Source organism: Streptomyces sp. BHT-5-2 (assembly GCF_019774615.1).
Taxonomy (GTDB): domain Bacteria; phylum Actinomycetota; class Actinomycetes; order Streptomycetales; family Streptomycetaceae; genus Streptomyces.
In genome coordinates, this window is sequence record NZ_CP081496.1 from 5482443 (window position 1) to 5500032 (window position 17590).

The 17590-nt window shown below is 73.8% G+C and carries 17 protein-coding genes; 7 read left to right on the forward strand and 10 right to left on the reverse strand.

Annotated elements, in window-relative coordinates:
• Positions 1-60 precede the first annotated feature (60 nt).
• Positions 61-1386 carry an MFS transporter gene (locus K2224_RS24295; protein ID WP_221908627.1) on the forward strand — a complete coding sequence of 442 codons (1326 nt, stop codon included), beginning with the start codon at positions 61-63 and terminating at the stop codon, positions 1384-1386.
• A gap of 37 nt (positions 1387-1423) precedes the next feature.
• On the opposite strand, the gene K2224_RS24300 is transcribed toward K2224_RS24295, so the two are convergent.
• Together K2224_RS24300 and K2224_RS24305 are read right to left on the reverse strand one after the other, a co-directional pair.
• On the reverse strand, positions 1424-2482 hold the full coding sequence (locus K2224_RS24300) for a LysR family transcriptional regulator (protein WP_221908628.1): 1059 nt from the start codon (positions 2480-2482) through the stop codon (positions 1424-1426).
• A 157-nt stretch (positions 2483-2639) separates the two neighbouring features.
• The gene (locus tag K2224_RS24305) at positions 2640-5462 is read right to left on the reverse strand and encodes a penicillin acylase family protein (protein ID WP_221908629.1); all 2823 of its coding nucleotides are present in this window, start codon (positions 5460-5462) and stop codon (positions 2640-2642) included.
• Positions 5463-5724: 262 nt separating this feature from the next.
• Between K2224_RS24305 and K2224_RS24310 the strand changes: the two genes are divergently transcribed.
• The 3 genes from K2224_RS24310 to K2224_RS24320 all read left to right on the forward strand — a co-directional run bounded on the left by K2224_RS24310 (position 5725) and on the right by K2224_RS24320 (position 9010).
• Complete coding sequence (locus K2224_RS24310) at positions 5725-6339, forward strand: hypothetical protein (protein ID WP_221908630.1); 615 nt, start codon at positions 5725-5727, stop codon at positions 6337-6339.
• A 79-nt stretch (positions 6340-6418) separates the two neighbouring features.
• On the forward strand, positions 6419-7150 hold the full coding sequence (locus K2224_RS24315) for a 3-keto-5-aminohexanoate cleavage protein (RefSeq protein ID WP_221909900.1): 732 nt from the start codon (positions 6419-6421) through the stop codon (positions 7148-7150).
• A gap of 417 nt (positions 7151-7567) precedes the next feature.
• On the forward strand, positions 7568-9010 hold the full coding sequence (locus tag K2224_RS24320) for an amidase (protein WP_221908631.1): 1443 nt from the start codon (positions 7568-7570) through the stop codon (positions 9008-9010).
• A gap of 125 nt (positions 9011-9135) precedes the next feature.
• Here the strand turns inward: K2224_RS24320 and K2224_RS24325 are convergent, their stop codons facing one another.
• Genes K2224_RS24325 through soxR form a run of 3 tightly spaced genes read right to left on the reverse strand, consistent with a single transcriptional unit; the run spans position 9136 to position 10661 of the window.
• On the reverse strand, positions 9136-9573 hold the full coding sequence (locus K2224_RS24325; RefSeq protein ID WP_221908632.1) for a hypothetical protein: 438 nt from the start codon (positions 9571-9573) through the stop codon (positions 9136-9138).
• Between the two features lie 38 nt (positions 9574-9611).
• On the reverse strand, positions 9612-10046 hold the full coding sequence (locus K2224_RS24330; RefSeq protein ID WP_221908633.1) for a hypothetical protein: 435 nt from the start codon (positions 10044-10046) through the stop codon (positions 9612-9614).
• A gap of 57 nt (positions 10047-10103) precedes the next feature.
• Complete coding sequence (gene soxR / locus K2224_RS24335) at positions 10104-10661, reverse strand: redox-sensitive transcriptional activator SoxR (RefSeq protein ID WP_221908634.1); 558 nt, start codon at positions 10659-10661, stop codon at positions 10104-10106.
• Between the two features lie 126 nt (positions 10662-10787).
• On the opposite strand from soxR, the gene K2224_RS24340 reads away from it, so the two are divergent.
• Positions 10788-11249, forward strand: a complete 462-nt coding sequence (locus K2224_RS24340) for a MaoC family dehydratase (RefSeq protein WP_221908635.1) — start codon at positions 10788-10790, stop codon at positions 11247-11249.
• Between the two features lie 39 nt (positions 11250-11288).
• Here the strand turns inward: K2224_RS24340 and K2224_RS24345 are convergent, their stop codons facing one another.
• A complete protein-coding gene (locus tag K2224_RS24345; RefSeq protein ID WP_221908636.1) occupies positions 11289-11912 on the reverse strand; it encodes a TetR/AcrR family transcriptional regulator in 624 nt (207 codons plus the stop codon).
• A 121-nt stretch (positions 11913-12033) separates the two neighbouring features.
• A complete protein-coding gene (locus K2224_RS24350) occupies positions 12034-13188 on the reverse strand; it encodes an acyl-CoA dehydrogenase family protein (protein ID WP_221908637.1) in 1155 nt (384 codons plus the stop codon).
• A gap of 89 nt (positions 13189-13277) precedes the next feature.
• Between K2224_RS24350 and K2224_RS24355 the strand changes: the two genes are divergently transcribed.
• Positions 13278-13907: a TetR/AcrR family transcriptional regulator gene (locus tag K2224_RS24355; protein ID WP_221908638.1), complete on the forward strand. Its 630-nt coding sequence runs from the start codon at positions 13278-13280 to the stop codon at positions 13905-13907.
• Positions 13904-14083: a DUF397 domain-containing protein gene (locus tag K2224_RS24360; RefSeq protein WP_221908639.1), complete on the forward strand. Its 180-nt coding sequence runs from the start codon at positions 13904-13906 to the stop codon at positions 14081-14083. The genes K2224_RS24355 and K2224_RS24360 overlap by 4 nt, the downstream gene beginning before the upstream one ends.
• Here the strand turns inward: K2224_RS24360 and K2224_RS24365 are convergent.
• The 3 genes from K2224_RS24365 to K2224_RS24375 all read right to left on the reverse strand — a co-directional run bounded on the left by K2224_RS24365 (position 14080) and on the right by K2224_RS24375 (position 17394).
• Positions 14080-15180, reverse strand: a complete 1101-nt coding sequence (locus K2224_RS24365) for a Zn-dependent alcohol dehydrogenase (protein ID WP_221908640.1) — start codon at positions 15178-15180, stop codon at positions 14080-14082. The two genes, K2224_RS24360 and K2224_RS24365, sit on opposite strands and share 4 nt — an antisense overlap.
• 79 nt (positions 15181-15259) lie before the next feature.
• Positions 15260-16654: an aldehyde dehydrogenase family protein gene (locus K2224_RS24370; protein WP_221908641.1), complete on the reverse strand. Its 1395-nt coding sequence runs from the start codon at positions 16652-16654 to the stop codon at positions 15260-15262.
• 38 nt (positions 16655-16692) lie between these two features.
• The gene (locus K2224_RS24375) at positions 16693-17394 is read right to left on the reverse strand and encodes a TetR/AcrR family transcriptional regulator (RefSeq protein ID WP_260693500.1); all 702 of its coding nucleotides are present in this window, start codon (positions 17392-17394) and stop codon (positions 16693-16695) included.
• Positions 17395-17590: the final 196 nt, after the last annotated feature.

The window sequence follows — 17590 nt, forward strand, 5'->3', positions numbered from 1 at the left end:
TCCGGGACGGGCCATTCCGGCTATTGACTGCCCTCTGCGCCGACCGTGAGAGTGCGGCTCGTGCACAGTGACGCGACATCAGCGAAGCCGGCCGGTGCGCCGGTCGGGACGGCGGTCGGCGGGGAGAGCCTGCGGCGGGTCGCCGTGGCCTCGTTCATCGGAACGGCCATCGAGTTCTACGACTTCTACATCTACGGCACGGCCGCGGCGCTGGTGCTGAACAAGGCGTTCTTTCCGACACTGGATCCGGTCAACGCCACACTGGCGTCGTTCTCCACCTACGCGGTGGCGTTCGCCGCCCGGCCGCTCGGATCGTTGGTGTTCGGGCACTTCGGCGACCGGGTCGGACGCAAGTCGGTCCTGGTCGCCTCGCTGTTGCTGATGGGGCTGTCCACGGCGTGCGTCGGACTGCTGCCCGGATACGGGACCTGGGGGATCTGGGCGCCGCTGGTGCTGATCCTGCTGCGGTTCCTCCAGGGCATCGGGCTGGGCGGCGAGTGGGGCGGCGCGGCGCTGCTGGCCGTCGAGCACGCGCCGCGCGCCCGGCGCGGGCTGTACGCCGCGTTCCCCCAACTGGGGCCGTCCGTGGGGTTCTTCGCGGCGACCGGGGTGTTCTGGCTGCTGTCCGAGGCGATGAGCGACGCGGCGTTCCGCTCGTGGGGCTGGCGGGTGCCGTTCCTGCTGTCGTTCCTGCTGGTCGGGGTGGGGCTGTTCGTCCGGCTGAAGATCAGCGAGACACCGGTCTTCGCAAGAGTGCGGGACGCGCAGGAGGCCGGCCGGGTGCCGGCCGTGGACGTCCTGCGGTGGCATCCACGGGAGTTGCTGCTGGGCGCCGGCGGGATGATCGTCGCGTACGGGCTCTTCTACACCGCCACCACCTACTGCCTCGCGTACGCCACCGGCACCCTGGGCGTCTCCCGCACCACCATGCTCGGACTCTCGCTGGTCGCCTGTCTGTTCCTGGCGGCCGGCACCTGGCTGGCCGCGACCCGTTCCGACGGCATCGGGCGCCGGAAGCTGGTGCTGGGCGGCGCGGGCCTGGCGGTGGCGTGGGGGCCGGTGCTCTTCCCGCTGCTGGACACCCGGCAGCCGGTGCTGATCGCGCTGGGCGTCGGCGGCGCACTGTTCTGCATGGGCGTGGTCTACGGCCCGATGGGCGCCTACCTGCCGGAGCTGTTCGGGACCACCGTCCGCTACTCGGGCGCCTCGCTCGCCTACAACCTGGGCGGCGTGCTGGGCGGGGCGGTCGCGCCGCTGGTCGCCACGCGGCTCCAGGCGGCGTTCGGCTCGGCGTCGGTGGGCTGGTACGTGAGCGCGATGGCGCTGGTGTCGCTGGGTTGCGTCCTGGCACTGCCGGAGACCCGGCAGCGGGAACTCCCGGACTGAGCGGCCGCCCCGGGAGCGGCCGCCCCCTAGAGGGCGGTCAGGGCCGGAGCCACCAGCGTTCGCTCTCCCAGGAGAGCGCCTCCCAGAGGCGGTTGAGCGGGTGCTCCGGCCCGTAGGAGCCCCGCTCGCCGCGCCGGGTGAAGACGCCGACGAGGACCTCCGTCCGGGGGCCGACGTCCCCGGCGACCTCCAGGGTGCGCAGGCCCTCGGCCTCCGGCAGGTGGCCGTCCGAAGCGGCCTCCCCCAGGCCCCGGGTGACCAGCATCGCGCCGCTGACCACGCCCGAGCGGAGGAGTTCGAAGCCGTAGTGCGCGGCCTCTATCTCGGCGGCGACGGTCAGCTTCTGGCGGTAGTCGGTGCCGTACCAGGCGGTCAGGAAGCGGTCGATCAGCCCGCCGGTCGAGAGCACCAGCGGCAGCCGCGGCAGTTCGCCGGCGGGGAACGGGCCGGCGGGCAGCCGCTCCGGCGGCAGGTTCGTCAGCAGGGACAGCCCGCTGCGCCGCCACTCCATCACCTCGTACGGGGCGAGTTGGGCGGCCTCCTCGCCCTCGGTGACCACGACGCTGCCGCAGACCAGGTCCAGCTCCTGGGAGCGGAGCTTGGTGAAGAGGTCGGCGGTGCGGACGTGGGTGATCTTGAGGTCGACGCCCTCGCGGTCGAAGTCCGCGCTGACGTACTCCACCGCGTCCAGGAGGAAGCCGAGGGTGTAGCGGGTGGTGCCGACGGAGAGCGTGCGGCCGAGCCGGCGGCGGGCGTCGTGGACGCCGGCGGACCACTCGCCGAGGGTGCGCCGGGCCAGTTCGACCAGGGCCTCGCCGGTGGCGGTGAACAGCGCGTCGCGGCCCCGCCCCTGCTTGAGCACCAACTCCTCGCCGCAGAGCGCCGCGAAGGTGCGGTTCATGGTGTCCAGCTGCTTCTGCACGCTGGACTGCTCGCGGCCCAGCCGGCGGGCCGCGGCCAGCGCGGTGCCCTCCTCGTACACCGTGATCAGCGTCCGCAGCTGGTCCATCGTGGTGTCGAGCAGCTCCGCCGGATACTGCCGCGGCCCCGAGGTCTGCCGCGGACGTGGATTCTGCTGCGGACCTGTCACGGTCATGCGCCCCTACTCGCTTTCCCTTCCCCCCAATTCAGGAAGGAGCAGCATAGCCGTACCGGATTTTCCGGCGGCGCCGCAGTGGGCGCGGGCCCCGGGTGCCGACACCCGGGGCCCGCGCGGTGCGCGGCGTGGGCGCCGCTGCCGTTCCGCCGCCCGGCTACCGGTGGGCGGGGAACTCCACCACCTGCTGGTAGGTGGGGCGGTTCTGCCAGCTCATCTTGTCGTGGGTCAGACCGCCCACGGCGCGGTGGACGATGGCGTCCGCGCACCACTGGTCGCCGGCCTTGCAGTTGTCGTCGCCGGGGTAGACCTGGGCGGCGGTCCGCGCACCGGCCTGCCGAAGAGTGGTCAGCAGGGTGTCGCGGCAGGCGGAGAGGTCACCGTTGCCGCAGTAGCGTGCGGCGAGCGGGCCCTGGACGCGGTCGCCGAGCACCGCGCGCAGGTCCTTGTCGACATAGCTCCACCAGCCGTACTGGAACGCCGATCCGGCGTGCGCCCCGGTGGGGCCGTGGCCGGCCGACGGGGACTCGTCGATGGCGAGGTTGGCGTTCAACGCGTCGTAGAGGTCGCCGCCGAGGCCGGGGCGGAAGACGTCCTTGACCATCAGCGGCCACCAGGCGTCCATCAGCCGGACCGCGTCGGAGTGGGCGTAGGTGTGCGAGCCGGGGGTGGTCTCGCGGCGCTGGGCACCGTCCTTGCGCCAGGCGTCCAGCTGCTGCACCGCGGTGCGCAGCGCGGGGTCGGCGACCGGCTTGCTGTCCAGGACGCGCAGCAGCTCCGGCAGGACGTCCTCGCCCCGCAGGTCGGTGAGGGCGGCGTCGGCCATCGCCCGGGTCAGGGCGGCCCGGGTGACCCCGCCCTCCTTGGTGAGCGCGCGCACCCGGTCGTCGAGGAGGTTGGCGCGGTGCACCGAGCCGTTGCCGAAGCCGGCCGAGTCGTAGTCCTTGGCCTGCTTGTTGTTCCAGGAGACGTAGTAGTCCTGGTCGATGGACTGCGGGTGCTGGGCGGGCGGGGTGTAGGCGGCGGTGTTGGTGGCGGGGTCGAAGCCCTGCCACTCGTAGGCCGGTTCGGCCCTGACGGGCAGTGCGGCGTCGACGTCGGGGTTGCGGACGGGGTTGCGGCCGCTGTTGTAGTACGCGATGTCGCGGGAGTCGGCGTAGAACCAGTTGAAGGCGTAGCCGATGTGCTGGGCGGCCTGCTGGAAGCTCCTGGCGTCGTGGACGTACGACGGGTCGTTGAGCATCTGGAAGCCGATGATGGAGTCGGCCTCGTGGCGGTAGGTGGAGCGCAGCGCCGTGTAGGCGACGGGTCGGCCGCCGATGGTGGCGCGGTGGGTGACGATGCCGTATTTGGTGCGGAAGACCTGCATCCGGTAGGAGCCGGCGGCGGTGGGGTCGGCGATGGTGGGCTTCCAGGAGTTGGTGCGCTCCAGCTTCTCCATCGGCAGGCAACTGCCGTGGTAGCGGTAGGAGGTGGAGTCCTTGGTGGGCGCCGAGCCGTCCGGGTCGCACAGGTCGACGGCGTAGGTGTCGGTGATGTCCTGGCCGGCGGAGGTGGCGCTCCAGGCGTAGTCCTGGCCGCGGCCGAGCTGGACGTACATCCCGACGCCGGCGAACGAGGCGCCGCGGGCGCTGATACCGGGGCCCTGGATCTCCTGGAGCATCAGCAGCTGGGGCGCGAAGTAGCCGGTCTGCGGGCCGAAGACGGCGACCGGGTGGCCGCTGGCGGTGTGCTTGCCGGAGACCAGCAGGGCGTTGGACATCCCGCGGTGCCGGGTCGGGTCGAAGCTCCCGTTGGGCAGCACGCCGTCCTTGAAGAGGCCCTCCAGCTTGCGGTACTTCTCCGGTGCCCTGACCGGGTCGCGGGGCGGGGTGGCGCTCTTGGAGGCGGCGGCGCCGGTGCGGTCGAAGACCAGCGGTTCGGCGGTGACCGAGCCGCGGTCGGGCAGCGCGGTGCCCCTGGCCCTGGCGGGCTTGACGGCGTAGGGGAAACTCTGGCCGTCGTGCAGGGTCTTGACCGCCTCGGGGTCGTTCCGCTCGCGGAAGGACTCCCAGACCTTGGTGCCCTTCTCCAGGCCGTACTTCTGCTGGGCGGAGAGCAGGGCGAGGGCGGACGGGACCTCGCCGCCGCCGCCGTTGCCGAAGAGGCCGCCGACGACGGAGGCCAGGGCTATCAGGTCGGTGAGCTTGAACGGCTGGATCTCGCCGGCGTTGGTGATCGCGTCGATGTGGCCGGTGAGGACGTACTCACCGGGGAAGTACCGGCCGTTCTTGGACTGTTCGCGGTAGGCGTTGATGCCGTCCACGTACGCCTGGGCGTCCGCCATGGCCTGTTGGCCGCGGGCGCCGTTGCCGTTGCGGATGGCGTCGACCTGCTTCTGGAGGTCGGCCTCGGTGTACGGGGCGGAGGGCCAGAACTGTTGCTCCAGGCCCTGGTTGGCGAGGGCGCCGCCGGCGAACGAGGTCAGCTCGCCGCGGCCGATGTGCCGGAAGAGGTCCATCAGCCACAGTCGGTCCTGGCCCGCGGCGTAGCCGGCGCCGTACTCGGTGCCGTAGCGGGTGGTGCCCTTGATGTGCGGGACGCCGGTCTTCTTGTCACGGGTGATGGTGACGTCGGACCGGGGCCTGGTGACCGAGCCCACCTGGTCCTGGGGGACGCCGAAGGAGGCGTCGTTGAAGAAGTCGGTGAGCGTGGCGTCGGTGAGCGAACGGTAGCCGCCGGCCAGGGCGTTGTAGGGGGCGATCTGGTCGGTGGAGTGCGCCGGGTGGGTGCCGAACAGCTTGTTGCCGAGGATCTGCACCAGGGTGGCGTTGCCGGTCGCGCCGGGCGGCAGGATGTCCGCGCACTGGCCCTGGCAGTAGTCGTCGGAGTCGTGCGCCGCGGTCGCGGCCGCGGTGGGTGGCGGTGCCAAGAACGTGGCACCCAGGGCGAACAGGGCCGCCGCCGCGGCGGCCCTGAGCCTTCCGGTACGTCGTCGCATTCCTGCTCCTCGGAGGGGCCCCTGCTCGTCCGGAGCTCGGGGGAGGGTGCGCCGGACGTTACCGTCGGTTACCCGTTACGGGAAGATGAACAACGGTCACCTTTTTGAATTCCCCACAGCGGGAAGGCGATCGGGGGCGCCGACTGCCGGACACCCCGTCACATCGCCACCCAAAACCGCAAAAGTATTCGATGGATCCAGGTGGTGGGCGCCCACGTCCATTCCCTGTCCATTCGGGATCCTCCTCGGAGGTGGAAGCACCATGGCCGGTTTCAGAGCCCTCGCAGAACAGGTCCGCGATCCGCGACTCGTCACCGTTCGGCGGCGTACCGCACTGCGCAAGTGCCTGGAGCGCTTCGCTCCCTACGGGCACCGCGCGACCTGGCACCATCTGTGCACCAGGGCCGGATTCACCACCCACGAACGCGAACCCGACCCGGCGCGGCTGGTGGCCGCGCTGGCCGAGCTGGAGGAGGCACGTGCCCTCTGGCTCGCCTACGAGGAGGAGTTCGCCGCCCGGCGCCGCCGCGAGAAGCACCACGGCATCCGCCAGCCCGGCACGCTCGACGAGTGGCACCGCCGCACCTGGGGCGGCTGCGACATCGTGCCCTGCGTCTCCGCGCAGCGGCACCCGGCGGCCCGCCTCTCCGAGGTGCTGCGCCGCATGATCGCGGCGATGGAGGCGGGACGCCCGCGCCGCGACTGCCCGGTCTGCGGCGGCACCCGCTTCGCATGGGCCCCCGGCCCGGGCGGCTGCCCGGCGGCCGGTCCGGCCTGCCGGGAGTGCGGAGTGCTCGCCCCGGCGTCCGTGCTGACCCCGGAGGCCCTGCACACGGCGGCCGGGGTACCCGGCGCGGAGACCTTCGCGGCGGCCTGAGCCCCTTCCGTGCGGCACCTCGCCACCCGCACACGGCGGACTGTCGGACCCGCCTGTCATCATCGGACCCATGCTTCAGATGCTTCAGGTGTGTCTCAACGGCGCCCGGACGGCGGCCGATTCGGGTGCGGTGCCGCTGTCGCCGGCCGCGCTCGCGGAGGCGGCGCGGCAGGCGGTCGCGGCCGGCGCCCAGGACGTCCACGTCCACCCCAAGACCCCGTGCGGCCAGGACTCCCTCTCGCCCAGGGTGGTCGGCCCGGCCCTGACGGCGATACGGGAGGCGGTGGACGTACCGGTGGGCGTGACGACCGGCGCCTGGGCCGAGCCCGACCCCGCGCGCCGGGTCGAGCTGATCGCGTCCTGGACGGTGCTCCCCGACCACGCCTCGGTCAACTGGCACGAGGACGGCGCCGATTCGGTCGCCGCCGCGCTGCTGGACCGCGGCGTCGGCGTCGAGGCGGGCATCTGGGCCGGGACGCCCGCCGCCGCCCGCTTCGCCGCCTCCCCGCTGGCGCCGCGGGTGCTGCGGGTGCTGGCCGAGGTCATCGACGACACCGACCCGGACACCGCGCCCGCCACCGCCCGGGCGCTGCTCGCCGAGCTGGCGCGGATCCCGCACGGCCGCCCGGTGCTGCTGCACGGCTTCGACGGCGGCGCCTGGCCGGTGCTGCGACTGGCCGGGGAGCTGGGCCTGGCCAGCCGTATAGGCATCGAGGACACCCTCACCCTGGCCGACGGCTCCCCGGCGGTCGGGAACTCCCATCTGGTTGCCTGCGCGACCGCGTTGACGGGCGGGCCGGCCGCCGCCTGAGGCCGGGCCGGAGCCGCCCGGGGCGCCGGGCCGACACCGGCCGATCGCGCCGATCAGCGACACTTCCCGGCCATTGTTCGCCGGGGCGGGCGGCGCTCGGCGCCCACCCGCCCCGGCGGTGAATTCGGTACGATTCATGACAACTTACGCCGCTCGGCCGGCCCGCAGGCGGCAAGCCGGAGGGACCCCGACCCGCGCCCGACCCCTGCCCGATCCCCGCCCCACCCCGCACCGCCCTCCCGTTCGCCGTCCGGCCACCGGTGGTCGCCCCGTTCGCCCGACGGCCTTTGCCAGCCGGCCCGCGAACTGAAACAACTGTGCACGGGCTGATCACCGGCGGACGTACGCCCCGGCGCCGGCCCGTTCCGCCCGCACGGCACCCGGGTCGCGCGGGCCCTGACGAGAAGGTGGACGTCCATGGCCGAACTGCACGACCTCACCGCGCTCGAACAGGCCGAGGAGATCCGGGCCGGGGAACTCTCCCCGGTCGAACTCACCGAGCACTACCTCACACGGATCGAGCGCCTGGACGACACCCTGGGCGCCTTCCTCACCCGTACCCCGGAGATCGCCCGCAAGCAGGCCGCGGAGGCCGAGAGCGAGGCCGTCGCGGCCCGCCGCCAGGGCCGCGCGCTGCCGCCGCTGCACGGCGTCCCGGTGCCCGTGAAGGACCTCAACCACGTCGCCGGGGTGCGCTGCACGATGGGCTCGGCCGCGCTGGCCGACCACGTCCCGGACGCCGACGACCACGTCGCCGCCGCACTGCGCCGGGCCGGCACGATCCTGCTGGGCAAGACCAACACCCCCGAGTTCGGGCTGCCCTGCTACACCGAGAACGCCCTCGCCCCGCCCGCCCGCACCCCCTGGGACCTGGCGCGCTCGGCGGGCGGCTCCAGCGGCGGGGCGGCCGCGGCGGTGGCCGCCGGGCTGGCACCGATCGCGCACGGCAGCGACGGCGGCGGCTCGATCCGCATCCCGGCGTCGGCCTGCGGGCTCTACGGCATCAAGCCCAGCCGCGGCCGGGTCAGCGGCGGCCCCCTGCTGCACGACGTGACGGGACTGAGCACCTCGGGCCCGCTGGCCCGTACGGTCGCCGACGCGGCCGCGCTGCTGGACGCGATGGCCGGCACCCTGCCCGGCGACCCGTACGCCGCCCCGTCCCTGCCACCCGGCGAGACGTTCGCCGGGCAGGTCCGCCGGGACCCCGGCCGGCTGCGGATCGGGGTGCTCACCCGGGCCCCGCTCCCGGACATCGAGATGCACCCGGACTGCCTCGCCGCGGTCGCGGAGACCACCGCGCTGCTCGGCGAACTGGGCCATCGGGCCGAGGAGTTGGCGTTCCCGGTCGACGGGCGGATCCTGCACGACTTCACCCGGGTCTGGTCGGTGGCGGCCGCCAACCGCCCCGTCCCGCCGGAGGCCGAGGAGCTGCTGATGCCGCTCACCCGCTATCTGCGGGCGCGCGGCCGCGAGGTCGGCGGCACCGACTTCGCCGACGCCCTCTACTCCTTCCGGTCGCTCGCCCAGGCCGTCGCCGACGTGCTGATGCCGCCCGGCACCGGCTACGACGTGCTCCTCTCCCCCACCCTGGCCGCGCCGCCGCACCCGGTCGGCGCACTGCGGCACGACGACGACCCGCAGGCGGAGTTCGCCGCGGTCGGCCGCTTCACGCCGTTCACCGCCCTCTACAACATCACCGGTCAGCCCGCGGTCAACGTCCCGCTGCACTGGAACGCCGAGGGGCTGCCGATCGGCGTGATGCTGGCCGGCCGCTACGGCGACGAGGCCACCCTGATCGCACTCTCCGCGCAGCTGGAGGCGGCCCGCCCGTGGGCGCACCGCAAGCCGCCCATCTGGTGAGTACGCGCTGCGCTCGGCCGGCTTCCCCTGTTGTCGGCTGCCCGAAGCTCGTACCGGTACTTCTGTGATGGGCCTGAGAGTGCCCCGTCCGGAGTGGTCCCGGACGGGGCACTGGTCAGTAGCGCTCAGTGGCAGAACGACGTTTTCACCGCATCGACGATCCGGCGCGCCTGGCCATCCGACACTGACTTGAGGGTGCCGGGCGTGGACCCCTGGAAACGCAGTTGCGCCCCCTGCCGCACATCGGGGTCGGCCTGGCCCGCCTGGATGTCTGCGCAGATGGTCTTGGCCGCAGTGACTGCCCATCGCTGGTTGCCGCCCAGGGCCGGGTCTACGGCCTTGAGTGCGCCCATGAGCTTTTGGGTCTGTTCAGCGTTCGGGGAGGGCGCGGGGCCGTTCGTCGGTGCGCCCATGTCCTCGCCGTTCGGGGTGCTCCCGGCGGTGGGTGCCGTGGTCGTCGGCGCGGGCCTGGGCGTTTTGGTGCTCGGGGCGTCGATGTCGCATGCGGACAGTGCCGCGATGGCAACCGCCGTTGCGAGTACGGCCGTGGTTATGCGCTTCATGCTCTCCCCTACGTGAGCGCGTTCGTGATCAACGATGCCTACCATGCCGTTCCATGGATGGATAAGTGAAACCTCGTCCGACACATGGCCGAACGAGGCTCACAGCGTGCGTGTGCTATCTGCTCATGTCGTCCGGGGGTGGCCGCTCGCCGGCGGCGCTTCCGGGGCTTCACTTCCCGGCCAGAGGGTTCCCTGGGTGTGGGCGTCGGTTTGAGGGCGTTGGACGACTTGTTCAGGTACATGCGGCTGCCGCATCCGGTGCAGTGGATCACGCGCAGCGGCAGCGCCGCCGAGTCCTTGCGCGTCGGCGCCTTCTCCACCGTCGGCTTGGGCGCCAGTAGTGCGCCGATCCGGTCGAACTCCTCGCGGGTCACGACGGGGGTTTCGGTGGCCCTGATCGGGCTGCCCTGGTCGTCGCGGACGGGCTTGCCCTTGTGCGTCTTCCGGCCCAGCAGTGCGGGGCTGGTCGGCATGTCCAGCCGCTGCGCGGGGCTGTCGGGTGCGGTGACGGCCTCCGGGGCCGGCGACCGTCAGGGCTCTTGGTGCTCTGCTTCCCCGGGCGCACAGGTCGGGGCGTCCGGGGCACAGGTCGGGGAAGCCGCCTTCGGGGCCGACGCCGGGTCCTCGGCGCGCCGGTCCACCCGCAGCCGGCGGGCGCCGGGCCCCTGTACGCCGAGGTTGTCGTAGGGGTTGGACAGCGCGCATGTCTGCAGCGACAGGCAGCCGCAGCCGATGCAGTCGGTGAGCCGGTCGCGCAACTCGACGAGCTGGCCGATCCGCTCGTCGAGTTCGGTGCGCCAGACCTCGGAGAGCCGAGCCCAGTCCTCGCGGTTGGGGGTGCGCTCGTCCGGCAGCTCGGCCAGGGCGTCGCGGATCACCGCGAGCGGGATGCCGACCCGCTGCGCGGCCCGGATGAACGCGACCCGGCGCAGCGTCTCGCGGGTGTAGCGGCGCTGGTTGCCGGCCGTCCGGGTGCTGCTGATCAGCCCCTTGGACTCGTAGAAGTGCAGCGCGGAGACGGCCGCGCCGCTGCGCGCGGAGAGCTGGCCGACGGAGAGCTCATGGACCTTGAACGGAAGCTGGGGCACGCCGTCAACCCTACGGCCTGCCCGGGGATCCGCCGGGGCGCCCGCCGCCCGGGGCGTTGACAGCGGGCGCCCGCCCTCGCATCCTGAGCAAGCGCTTAGTAACACCGGCTGAGGAGGCGGACGAGGATGGCAGAGCCCCGGGTGTTCGGGTCGGTCGAGGAACTGCGGGCGGCGGTCGGCGAGGAGCTGGGCCCCAGCGACTGGCTGGAGATCGACCAGAAGCGGATCGACCTGTTCGCGGAGGCCACCGGCGACCACCAGTGGATCCACGTCGATCAGGAACGGGCCGCGGCCGGCCCTTTCGGCACGACCATCGCCCACGGGTACCTGACGCTGTCCCTGCTGCCCGTCCTGGTCCCGCAGCTGCTGCGGGTGGACAACGTGAAGATGGGCATCAACTACGGCACCAACAAGGTGCGTTTCCCGGCCACCGTCCCGGTCGGCTCGCGGATCCGGGCCCGGGCGCGGATCGCGGAGGTGGCCGAGGTGACCGGCGGGGTGCAGCTCACCACGGTGGTCACGGTCGAGCGGGAGGGCGCGGAGAAGCCGGTGTGCGTGGCGGAGTCGGTCAGCCGGTTCCACCTCTAGCCGGTGCGGCGGCCCCGGGCACGGCCCGTCGGACCGGACCTAGGAGGCGCCGCCCACCATCCGCAGGACGAGGTCGGCGTAGAGGGCGCCGACCTCGTCGGGTGTGCGCGGGCCCTCGGCGGAGAACCAGCGGGCGACGTCCACGCACAGCGACAGCACGGCCAGGGTGGTGCCGGGCACGTCGTCCACGCCGAACTCCCCGCTGTCCGCGCCGTCCTGGATGATCTGCCGGAGCATACGGTCGGTACGGCGGCGCAGCGCGGCGATCTCGGCGTAGTGGTCCGCGCCGAGGGCCTGCAGCTCGTACTGGATGACGCGGGCGGTGGTGTGGTGCTCGGCGTGCCAGCGGGCGAAGGTGCGCACCGCGTCGCGGAGCCGGTCGGTGGCGCTGCCCCCGGCCTCGGCGGCGGCGCCCATGATGCGCAGGGCCTTCTCGTGGCCGATGCCGCTGATGCGGTAGAGCAGCTCTTCCTTGGTCTTGTAGTGGATGTAGAGCGCGGCGGGGCTCATCCCGGCGCGGCCGGCGATGTCACGGGTGGTGGTGGCGTGGTAGCCGCGCTCGGCGAACGCCTGGACGGCCGCGGCGACCAGCCGCCGCGCGGCGTCCGGGGTCACGTCGGACCACTCGTCGCTCTCCTCCGCCGCCCGCTCGGCCGCACCCATCGCCTCTCCCCGCTCTCGCTCCGCCAGGGGCCTTCCTCTGCCGGATCGAACACCATACCGTGCCGCTGAGCAAGCGCTTAGGGGCTGCCCGGGAGGGGGCGACGGGCCGGCGACGGGCCGATCAGAAGGCGGGGACGCCGGTCAGTGCGCGGCCGATGAGGAGCTTCTGGATCTGGCTGGTGCCCTCGTAGAGGGTCATCACCCGGGCGTCGCGCAGCAGTTTGCCGACCGGGTACTCGTCGATGTAGCCGTAGCCGCCGAAGACCTGGAGGGCGTTGCCCGCGGCGCGGACCGCGGCCTCGGAGGCGAAGAGCTTCGCCTTGGACGCCTCGGTGGCGAACGGCTCGCCGCGGTCGATCAGATCGGCCACCCGCCAGGTCAGCAGCCGGGCCGCGTCCACGTCCACCGCGATGTCGCTGAGCAGTTCCTGGACGAGCTGGCGCCCGGCGATCGGGGCGCCGAACTGTTCGCGCTGCCCGGCGTACCCGAGCGCGGCGTCCAGCGCGGCCTGGGCGATCCCGACGCAGCCGGCGGCGACCGACATCCGGCCCTTGGCCAGGGCGGACATGGCGACCGAGAACCCCTTGCCCTCGGGGCCCAGCAGGGCACCGGCGGGCACCCGCACGCCCTCCAGGACGAGCTCGGCCGTCGCCTGGCCGCGGAGCCCGAGCTTGCCGTGGATCGGGCGGCGGGTCAGACCCGGGGTGTCGGCGGGTATCAGGAAGGCGCTGATCCCTTTGTGACCGGGGCCGCCGGTGCGGGCGAAGAGCAGGACGAGGTCCGCCCAGGTGCCGTTGGTGATGAACATCTTGCCGCCGTCGACGATCCAGTCGCCGCGCTCGCCGTCCCGGACCGCGCGGGTGGTCAGGGACGCGGCGTCGGAGCCGGTGCCGGGCTCGGTCAGCCCGAAGCAGCCGAGCGCCTCGCCGGAGGTCAGCCGGGGCAGCCAGGCGCGCTTCTGCTCCTCGTCGCCCCAGGCGGCGAGGGTCTTGGCGACCAGCCCCAGCGAGACCGAGACGATGCCGCGGACCGACGAGTCGCCGCGCCCCAGTTCCTCGGTGACCAGCGCGTACGCGAGGTGGTCACCGCCGGAACCGCCGTACTCCTCGGGGATGGTCAGCCCCAGGAAGCCCAGGTCGCCGAGTTTCCGGACGATGCCCGGGTCGACCTCCTCGGCGCGGTCCCAGGCGGTGGCGTGCGGGGCGATCTCGCGGTCGGTGAAGTCCGCGGCGAGTCGGCGTACGGCGGACTGCTCGGGGGTGAGCTCCAGGTTCATCTCGGGCCCCTTGTCGGCGGGAACGGGAGGTGCGGCGGCCATTAATTAGCGGTGCTAGTTTTTGTGGAGCAGCCCCTACTATGTGCGGCATGGCCCGACCCCGCAAGCCCCTGCTGAGCCGCGAGCGCATCGTCACCACCGCGCTGGCACTGATCGACGCGGAGGGGCTGGCCGCGCTCTCCACCCGGCGGCTGGCGGCGGAACTGGGCGTCAGCGGCCCCTCCCTCTACAACCACTTCACGACCAAGGACGAGATCCTGGACGCGGTGGCCGACACCGTCGTCGCCCGGGTCGACGTCTCGGCCCTGGCCGACGGCACCGACTGGCGGGCCGGCCTGCTCGCCTGGGCCCGCTCCTACCGCGCGGCACTCGCCGCCCATCCGCACATCGTCCCGTTCCTCGCCCAGGGCCCCGGCCGCCGGCCCGCCGGGCTGCGGATGGCCGACGCGGCCTTCGGCGGCATGGTCGAGGCGGGCTGGCCGCCCGCGCTGGCCACCAGGGTCTGCGCGATGGTGCGGTACTTCGTCGCGGGCTCGGCGCTCGGCTCGTTCGCCCGCGGCTTCGTGGACGATCCGAGCGCGTACGACCCCGCCGACTACCCCCACCTGAGCCAGGCCCACCGGCTTGCCGAGCACCAACGCCAGGTGGACGAGGGCGCGTTCGAGGACGGCCTGCGGGCCCTGGTGGACGGGCTGGCGCTCCAGCATCCGGAACGGTGAAGCGCAAGTCCAGCTACAGCAACCCGGACGGCGGCCAGTGCATCGAGATCGCCGACAACCCCCCCGCCCTCGTCCCCGTACGCGACAGCAAGGACCCCCACGGCCCCGCGCTCGTCTTCCCCGCGGGTGCCTGGGGGGCCTTCGTGGCCGCCGTCAAAGGCGGAGCGGTGGCCTAGAACACCACCAGCGCCCGGCCGCCCTTCCCGGCGAGCATCGCCTCGAACGCGGCCGGGATCCCGTCCAGTCCGATCCGGTCGGTGACCAGCGCGGAGAGGTCGAGCGCGCCGGAGCGGACGTGCTCGGCGATCACCGGCAGGTCGCGGGCCGGGTCGCTGTTGCCGTAGACGCAGCCGGCGAGCGTGCGGCCGAAGTAGAAGAGTTCCAGGGCGGAGAAGACGACCTGCTGGTCCTTGCCGCCGATGCCCACCACCGTCGTCCGGCCGCCGCGGCGGGTCGCGGACCAGGCCGCGCGGATGGTCTCCGCGCGGCCCACGCACTCCACCGCGACATCGGCGCCGACCCCGCCGGTGAGCGCCCGGACCCGCTTGGCGCCGTCCTTCTCGAAGAACGCCGGGCCGTCGGCGACCAGGAAGTCGGTGGCGCCGGCCGCGCGGGCCAGCTCTTCCTTCGCCGGCGAGACGTCCACCGCCACGATCGGGCCCGCCCCGGCGATCCGCGCCGCTTGAAGGGTCGCCAGGCCCACCCCGCCGACGCCGAAGACCAGCACCGACTCCCCCGCCCGGACCCGGGCGCTGTGGTGGACGGCGCCCCAGCCGGTGAGCACCGCGCAGCCGAGCAGGGCCGCGTCGGTCAGCGGGATCCCGTCCGGCAGCGGCAGCGCGGCGCGCGCGGGCACCACGGTCTCCTCGGCGAACGCGGCGGTGCCCAGGCCCGGGTAGAGCGCGCTGCCGTCGGCGCCGAGGGTGGCGTACGGGGCGCCGGCGGCCCGCCCGGCGTCGGCGCACAGCCAGGGCTCGGCCAGTCCGCAGAAGTGGCAGTCACCGCAGGACGGCGCCCAGTTGAGGACCACCCGGTCGCCGGCCGCCACCCCGGTCACGTCCGGCCCCACCGCGGTGACGGTGCCCGCCCCCTCGTGGCCGAGCACGGCCGGGGCCGGCTGGCGCAGGGTGCCGTTGGACAGCGAGAGGTCGGAGTGGCAGACGCCGGCGGCGGCGAGCCTGATCCGGACCTGGCCCGGGCCGGGTTCCGGCAGCTCGATCTCGGTGACCCGGAGCGGGGCGTTGACGGCGGGCAGGACGGCGGCGCGTACCACGGGAACTCCTCGGGGCGTGGGCGGGTGGCGGGACGGCCGGGGCCGCGGCGGGCGGGCCCGGCCCGGTGCCGGGCGGGGCTCAGAACTGGAGGGACTTGGTCTGGAGGTACTCGGTCAGGCCGTGCGGCCCCAACTCCCGGCCGATCCCGGACTGCTTGTACCCGCCGAAGGGGGCGAGCGGGTTGAAGCGGCCGCCGTTGATGTCGACCTGGCCGGTCTCCAGCCGGCGGGCGAAGGCGACCGCCTCGGCGTCGTCGCCGGCCCAGACCGCGCCGGCCAGGCCGTAGACGGTGCCGTTGGCGATCCGCACGGCGTCGTCCTCGTCCTCGTAGCGCAGCACCGTCAGGACCGGGCCGAAGATCTCCTCCTGGGCGATGGTCATCTCCGGGGTGACGTCGGCGAAGACGGTGGGGTGGACGTAGAAACCGGGGCCCTCGGGCGGGCGCGGGCCGCCCGCGACGGGCCGGGCGCCCTCGGCGACGCCGCGTTCGAGGTAGCCGAGCACCCGGTCCCGCTGGCGGGCGCTGACCAGCGGCCCGAGCCGCTCGCCGGGGACGTACTTGGCGGCCGCGGCGGCGGCCAGCGCGACGGCCTCGTCGTACTGGTCCCGGTGGACCAGCATCCGGGTCCAGGCGCTACAGGTCTGGCCGGAGTTGGCCATGACGTTGGCGACGCCGACCGCGACCGCCCGGCCGAGGTCCGCGCTCGGCAGGATGACGTTGGCGGACTTACCGCCCAGTTCCAGGGCCACCCGCTTGACCGCGCCGCCGGCGAGCGCGCCGACGGTCCGGCCCACGGCCGTCGAGCCGGTGAAGGAGACCAGGTCGACGCCGTCGTGCTCGACCAGCGCCCGGCCGGCGACCGGGCCGAGTCCGGTGACGACGTTCACGGCACCGGCGGGTATCCCGGCCGCGTCGACGCACTCGGCGAACAGCCGGGCCACCAGCGGGGTGTCCTCGGCGGGCTTGAGGACGACGGTGCAGCCAGCCGCCAGCGCCGGGGCCACCTTGGCGACGATCTGGTGCAGCGGGTAGTTCCACGGGGTGATCGCGCCCACCACGCCGACCGGTTCGTGCAGCACGGTGGAGTTGCCGAGGGTCTCCTCGAAGGCGTGCGCACGGGCGATCTCGGCGTACGAGCCGCAGACCGCGACCGGCACCCCGGCGTGCACGGTCCGGCTGAAGGCGAGCGGCGCACCGAGTTCGGCGGTGACGGTCCCGGCGATCTCCTCGGTGCGTTCGGCGAGCCGGTCGCGCAGGGCGGCGAGCCGGTCGGCGCGCTCGGCGGGCGGGGTGGCGGCCCAGCCGGGCAGGGCGGCGCGGGCGGCCCGCACCGCGGCGTCCACGTCCTCGGCGGAGCCGGCCGGGACGGTGCCGATGACCTGCTCGTCGGCCGGATCGACGACCTCGATCGTGCCGCTGCCCGCGGCGGGCCGCCAGCGCCCGCCGATGTACATCGTGTCGTGGTGCTGCACGCCGTGGTCCTCCCTGGCCGACTGCCGGTGGTCGCACCCTAGGGGTGCCCAGGGGCCCTTCCCAGGGTGCCACCGGTCAAACTAGCGCCGTTAGTTTCGGTGCCGTCGGCGGATCCGGCCGTCACGGCGGGCTCGGACGCGCCGGCCGTCCCGGGCGCGCTGTCCAGGTCGCGGGCCAGGTAGGCCCGGAGCAGTTCCTTGGTCTCCGTGACGATCTCCGGGTCGCCCTCCGGGTCGGTGCGGAAGGCGAGTTGGAGCAGCGCGTCGGCGGTCTCCACGCCGACCAGGAAGACGGTGCGCAACCGGTCGTCGGCGGGGTCCAGGCCGAGCCGCCCGGCGAGCAGCCGCAGCAGCCGGTCGGCGACCTCGTGGTTGGCCTCGCGGGACTCGCGCGGGGCGGGCACGGTGAACTCCACCAGGGCGAAGCCGGGCACCGTCCGCTTCATGGCCAGGTACTCGTCGATCACCACGTCCATCGCGGCGCGCCAGCCCGGCGGCTGCCCGGGGGCGGCCAGCCGGGCGCTGATCCGGTCCGCGTAGACGTCGAGGTTGCGCCGGGCGAGCGCCTCGGCCATGGCGCGTTTGTTGGGGAAGAAGCGGTAGACGGAGCCGATCGGGACCCCGGCGCGGCCGGCCACCGCGCGGGTGCTCAGCTCCTCGTAGCCGGTCTCGTCGAGCAGTTCGGCGCAGGCGTCGAGGATCCGGGCCAGGCGCTGGGCGCTGCGCCGCTGGACGGGCACACGGCGGAGCGACGACGGCGCGGGGGTGGCGGCGGGCGGCGGGACGGGGGCGGACCGGGGGACCGGTGGGGGCGTCGAAGGCTGCACGGGCTCATCTTGCCCGGCCCGCGGGCCGGGGATCGCCGGGCGGGGCGATCCGGCCACCCCGGCCGGGATCCCGCGCCTCCCCGGCCCGGCCTTCCCGGCCCGGCCCGAA

Excerpts from the sequence above, each read along its gene's own strand:
- K2224_RS24300 (WP_221908628.1), bottom strand. The coding sequence starts at position 2,482 with ATGACCGTGACAGGTCCGCAGCAGAATCCACGTCCGCGGCAGACCTCG.
- K2224_RS24305 (WP_221908629.1), bottom strand. The coding sequence starts at position 5,462 with ATGCGACGACGTACCGGAAGGCTCAGGGCCGCCGCGGCGGCGGCCCTG.
- K2224_RS24310 (WP_221908630.1), top strand. The coding sequence starts at position 5,725 with ATGGCCGGTTTCAGAGCCCTCGCAGAACAGGTCCGCGATCCGCGACTC.
- K2224_RS24315 (WP_221909900.1), top strand. The coding sequence starts at position 6,419 with ATGCTTCAGGTGTGTCTCAACGGCGCCCGGACGGCGGCCGATTCGGGT.
- K2224_RS24320 (WP_221908631.1), top strand. The coding sequence starts at position 7,568 with ATGGCCGAACTGCACGACCTCACCGCGCTCGAACAGGCCGAGGAGATC.
- K2224_RS24325 (WP_221908632.1), bottom strand. The coding sequence starts at position 9,573 with ATGAAGCGCATAACCACGGCCGTACTCGCAACGGCGGTTGCCATCGCG.
- K2224_RS24330 (WP_221908633.1), bottom strand. The coding sequence starts at position 10,046 with ATGCCGACCAGCCCCGCACTGCTGGGCCGGAAGACGCACAAGGGCAAG.
- K2224_RS24340 (WP_221908635.1), top strand. The coding sequence starts at position 10,788 with ATGGCAGAGCCCCGGGTGTTCGGGTCGGTCGAGGAACTGCGGGCGGCG.
- K2224_RS24345 (WP_221908636.1), bottom strand. The coding sequence starts at position 11,912 with ATGGGTGCGGCCGAGCGGGCGGCGGAGGAGAGCGACGAGTGGTCCGAC.
- K2224_RS24350 (WP_221908637.1), bottom strand. The coding sequence starts at position 13,188 with ATGAACCTGGAGCTCACCCCCGAGCAGTCCGCCGTACGCCGACTCGCC.
- K2224_RS24355 (WP_221908638.1), top strand. The coding sequence starts at position 13,278 with ATGGCCCGACCCCGCAAGCCCCTGCTGAGCCGCGAGCGCATCGTCACC.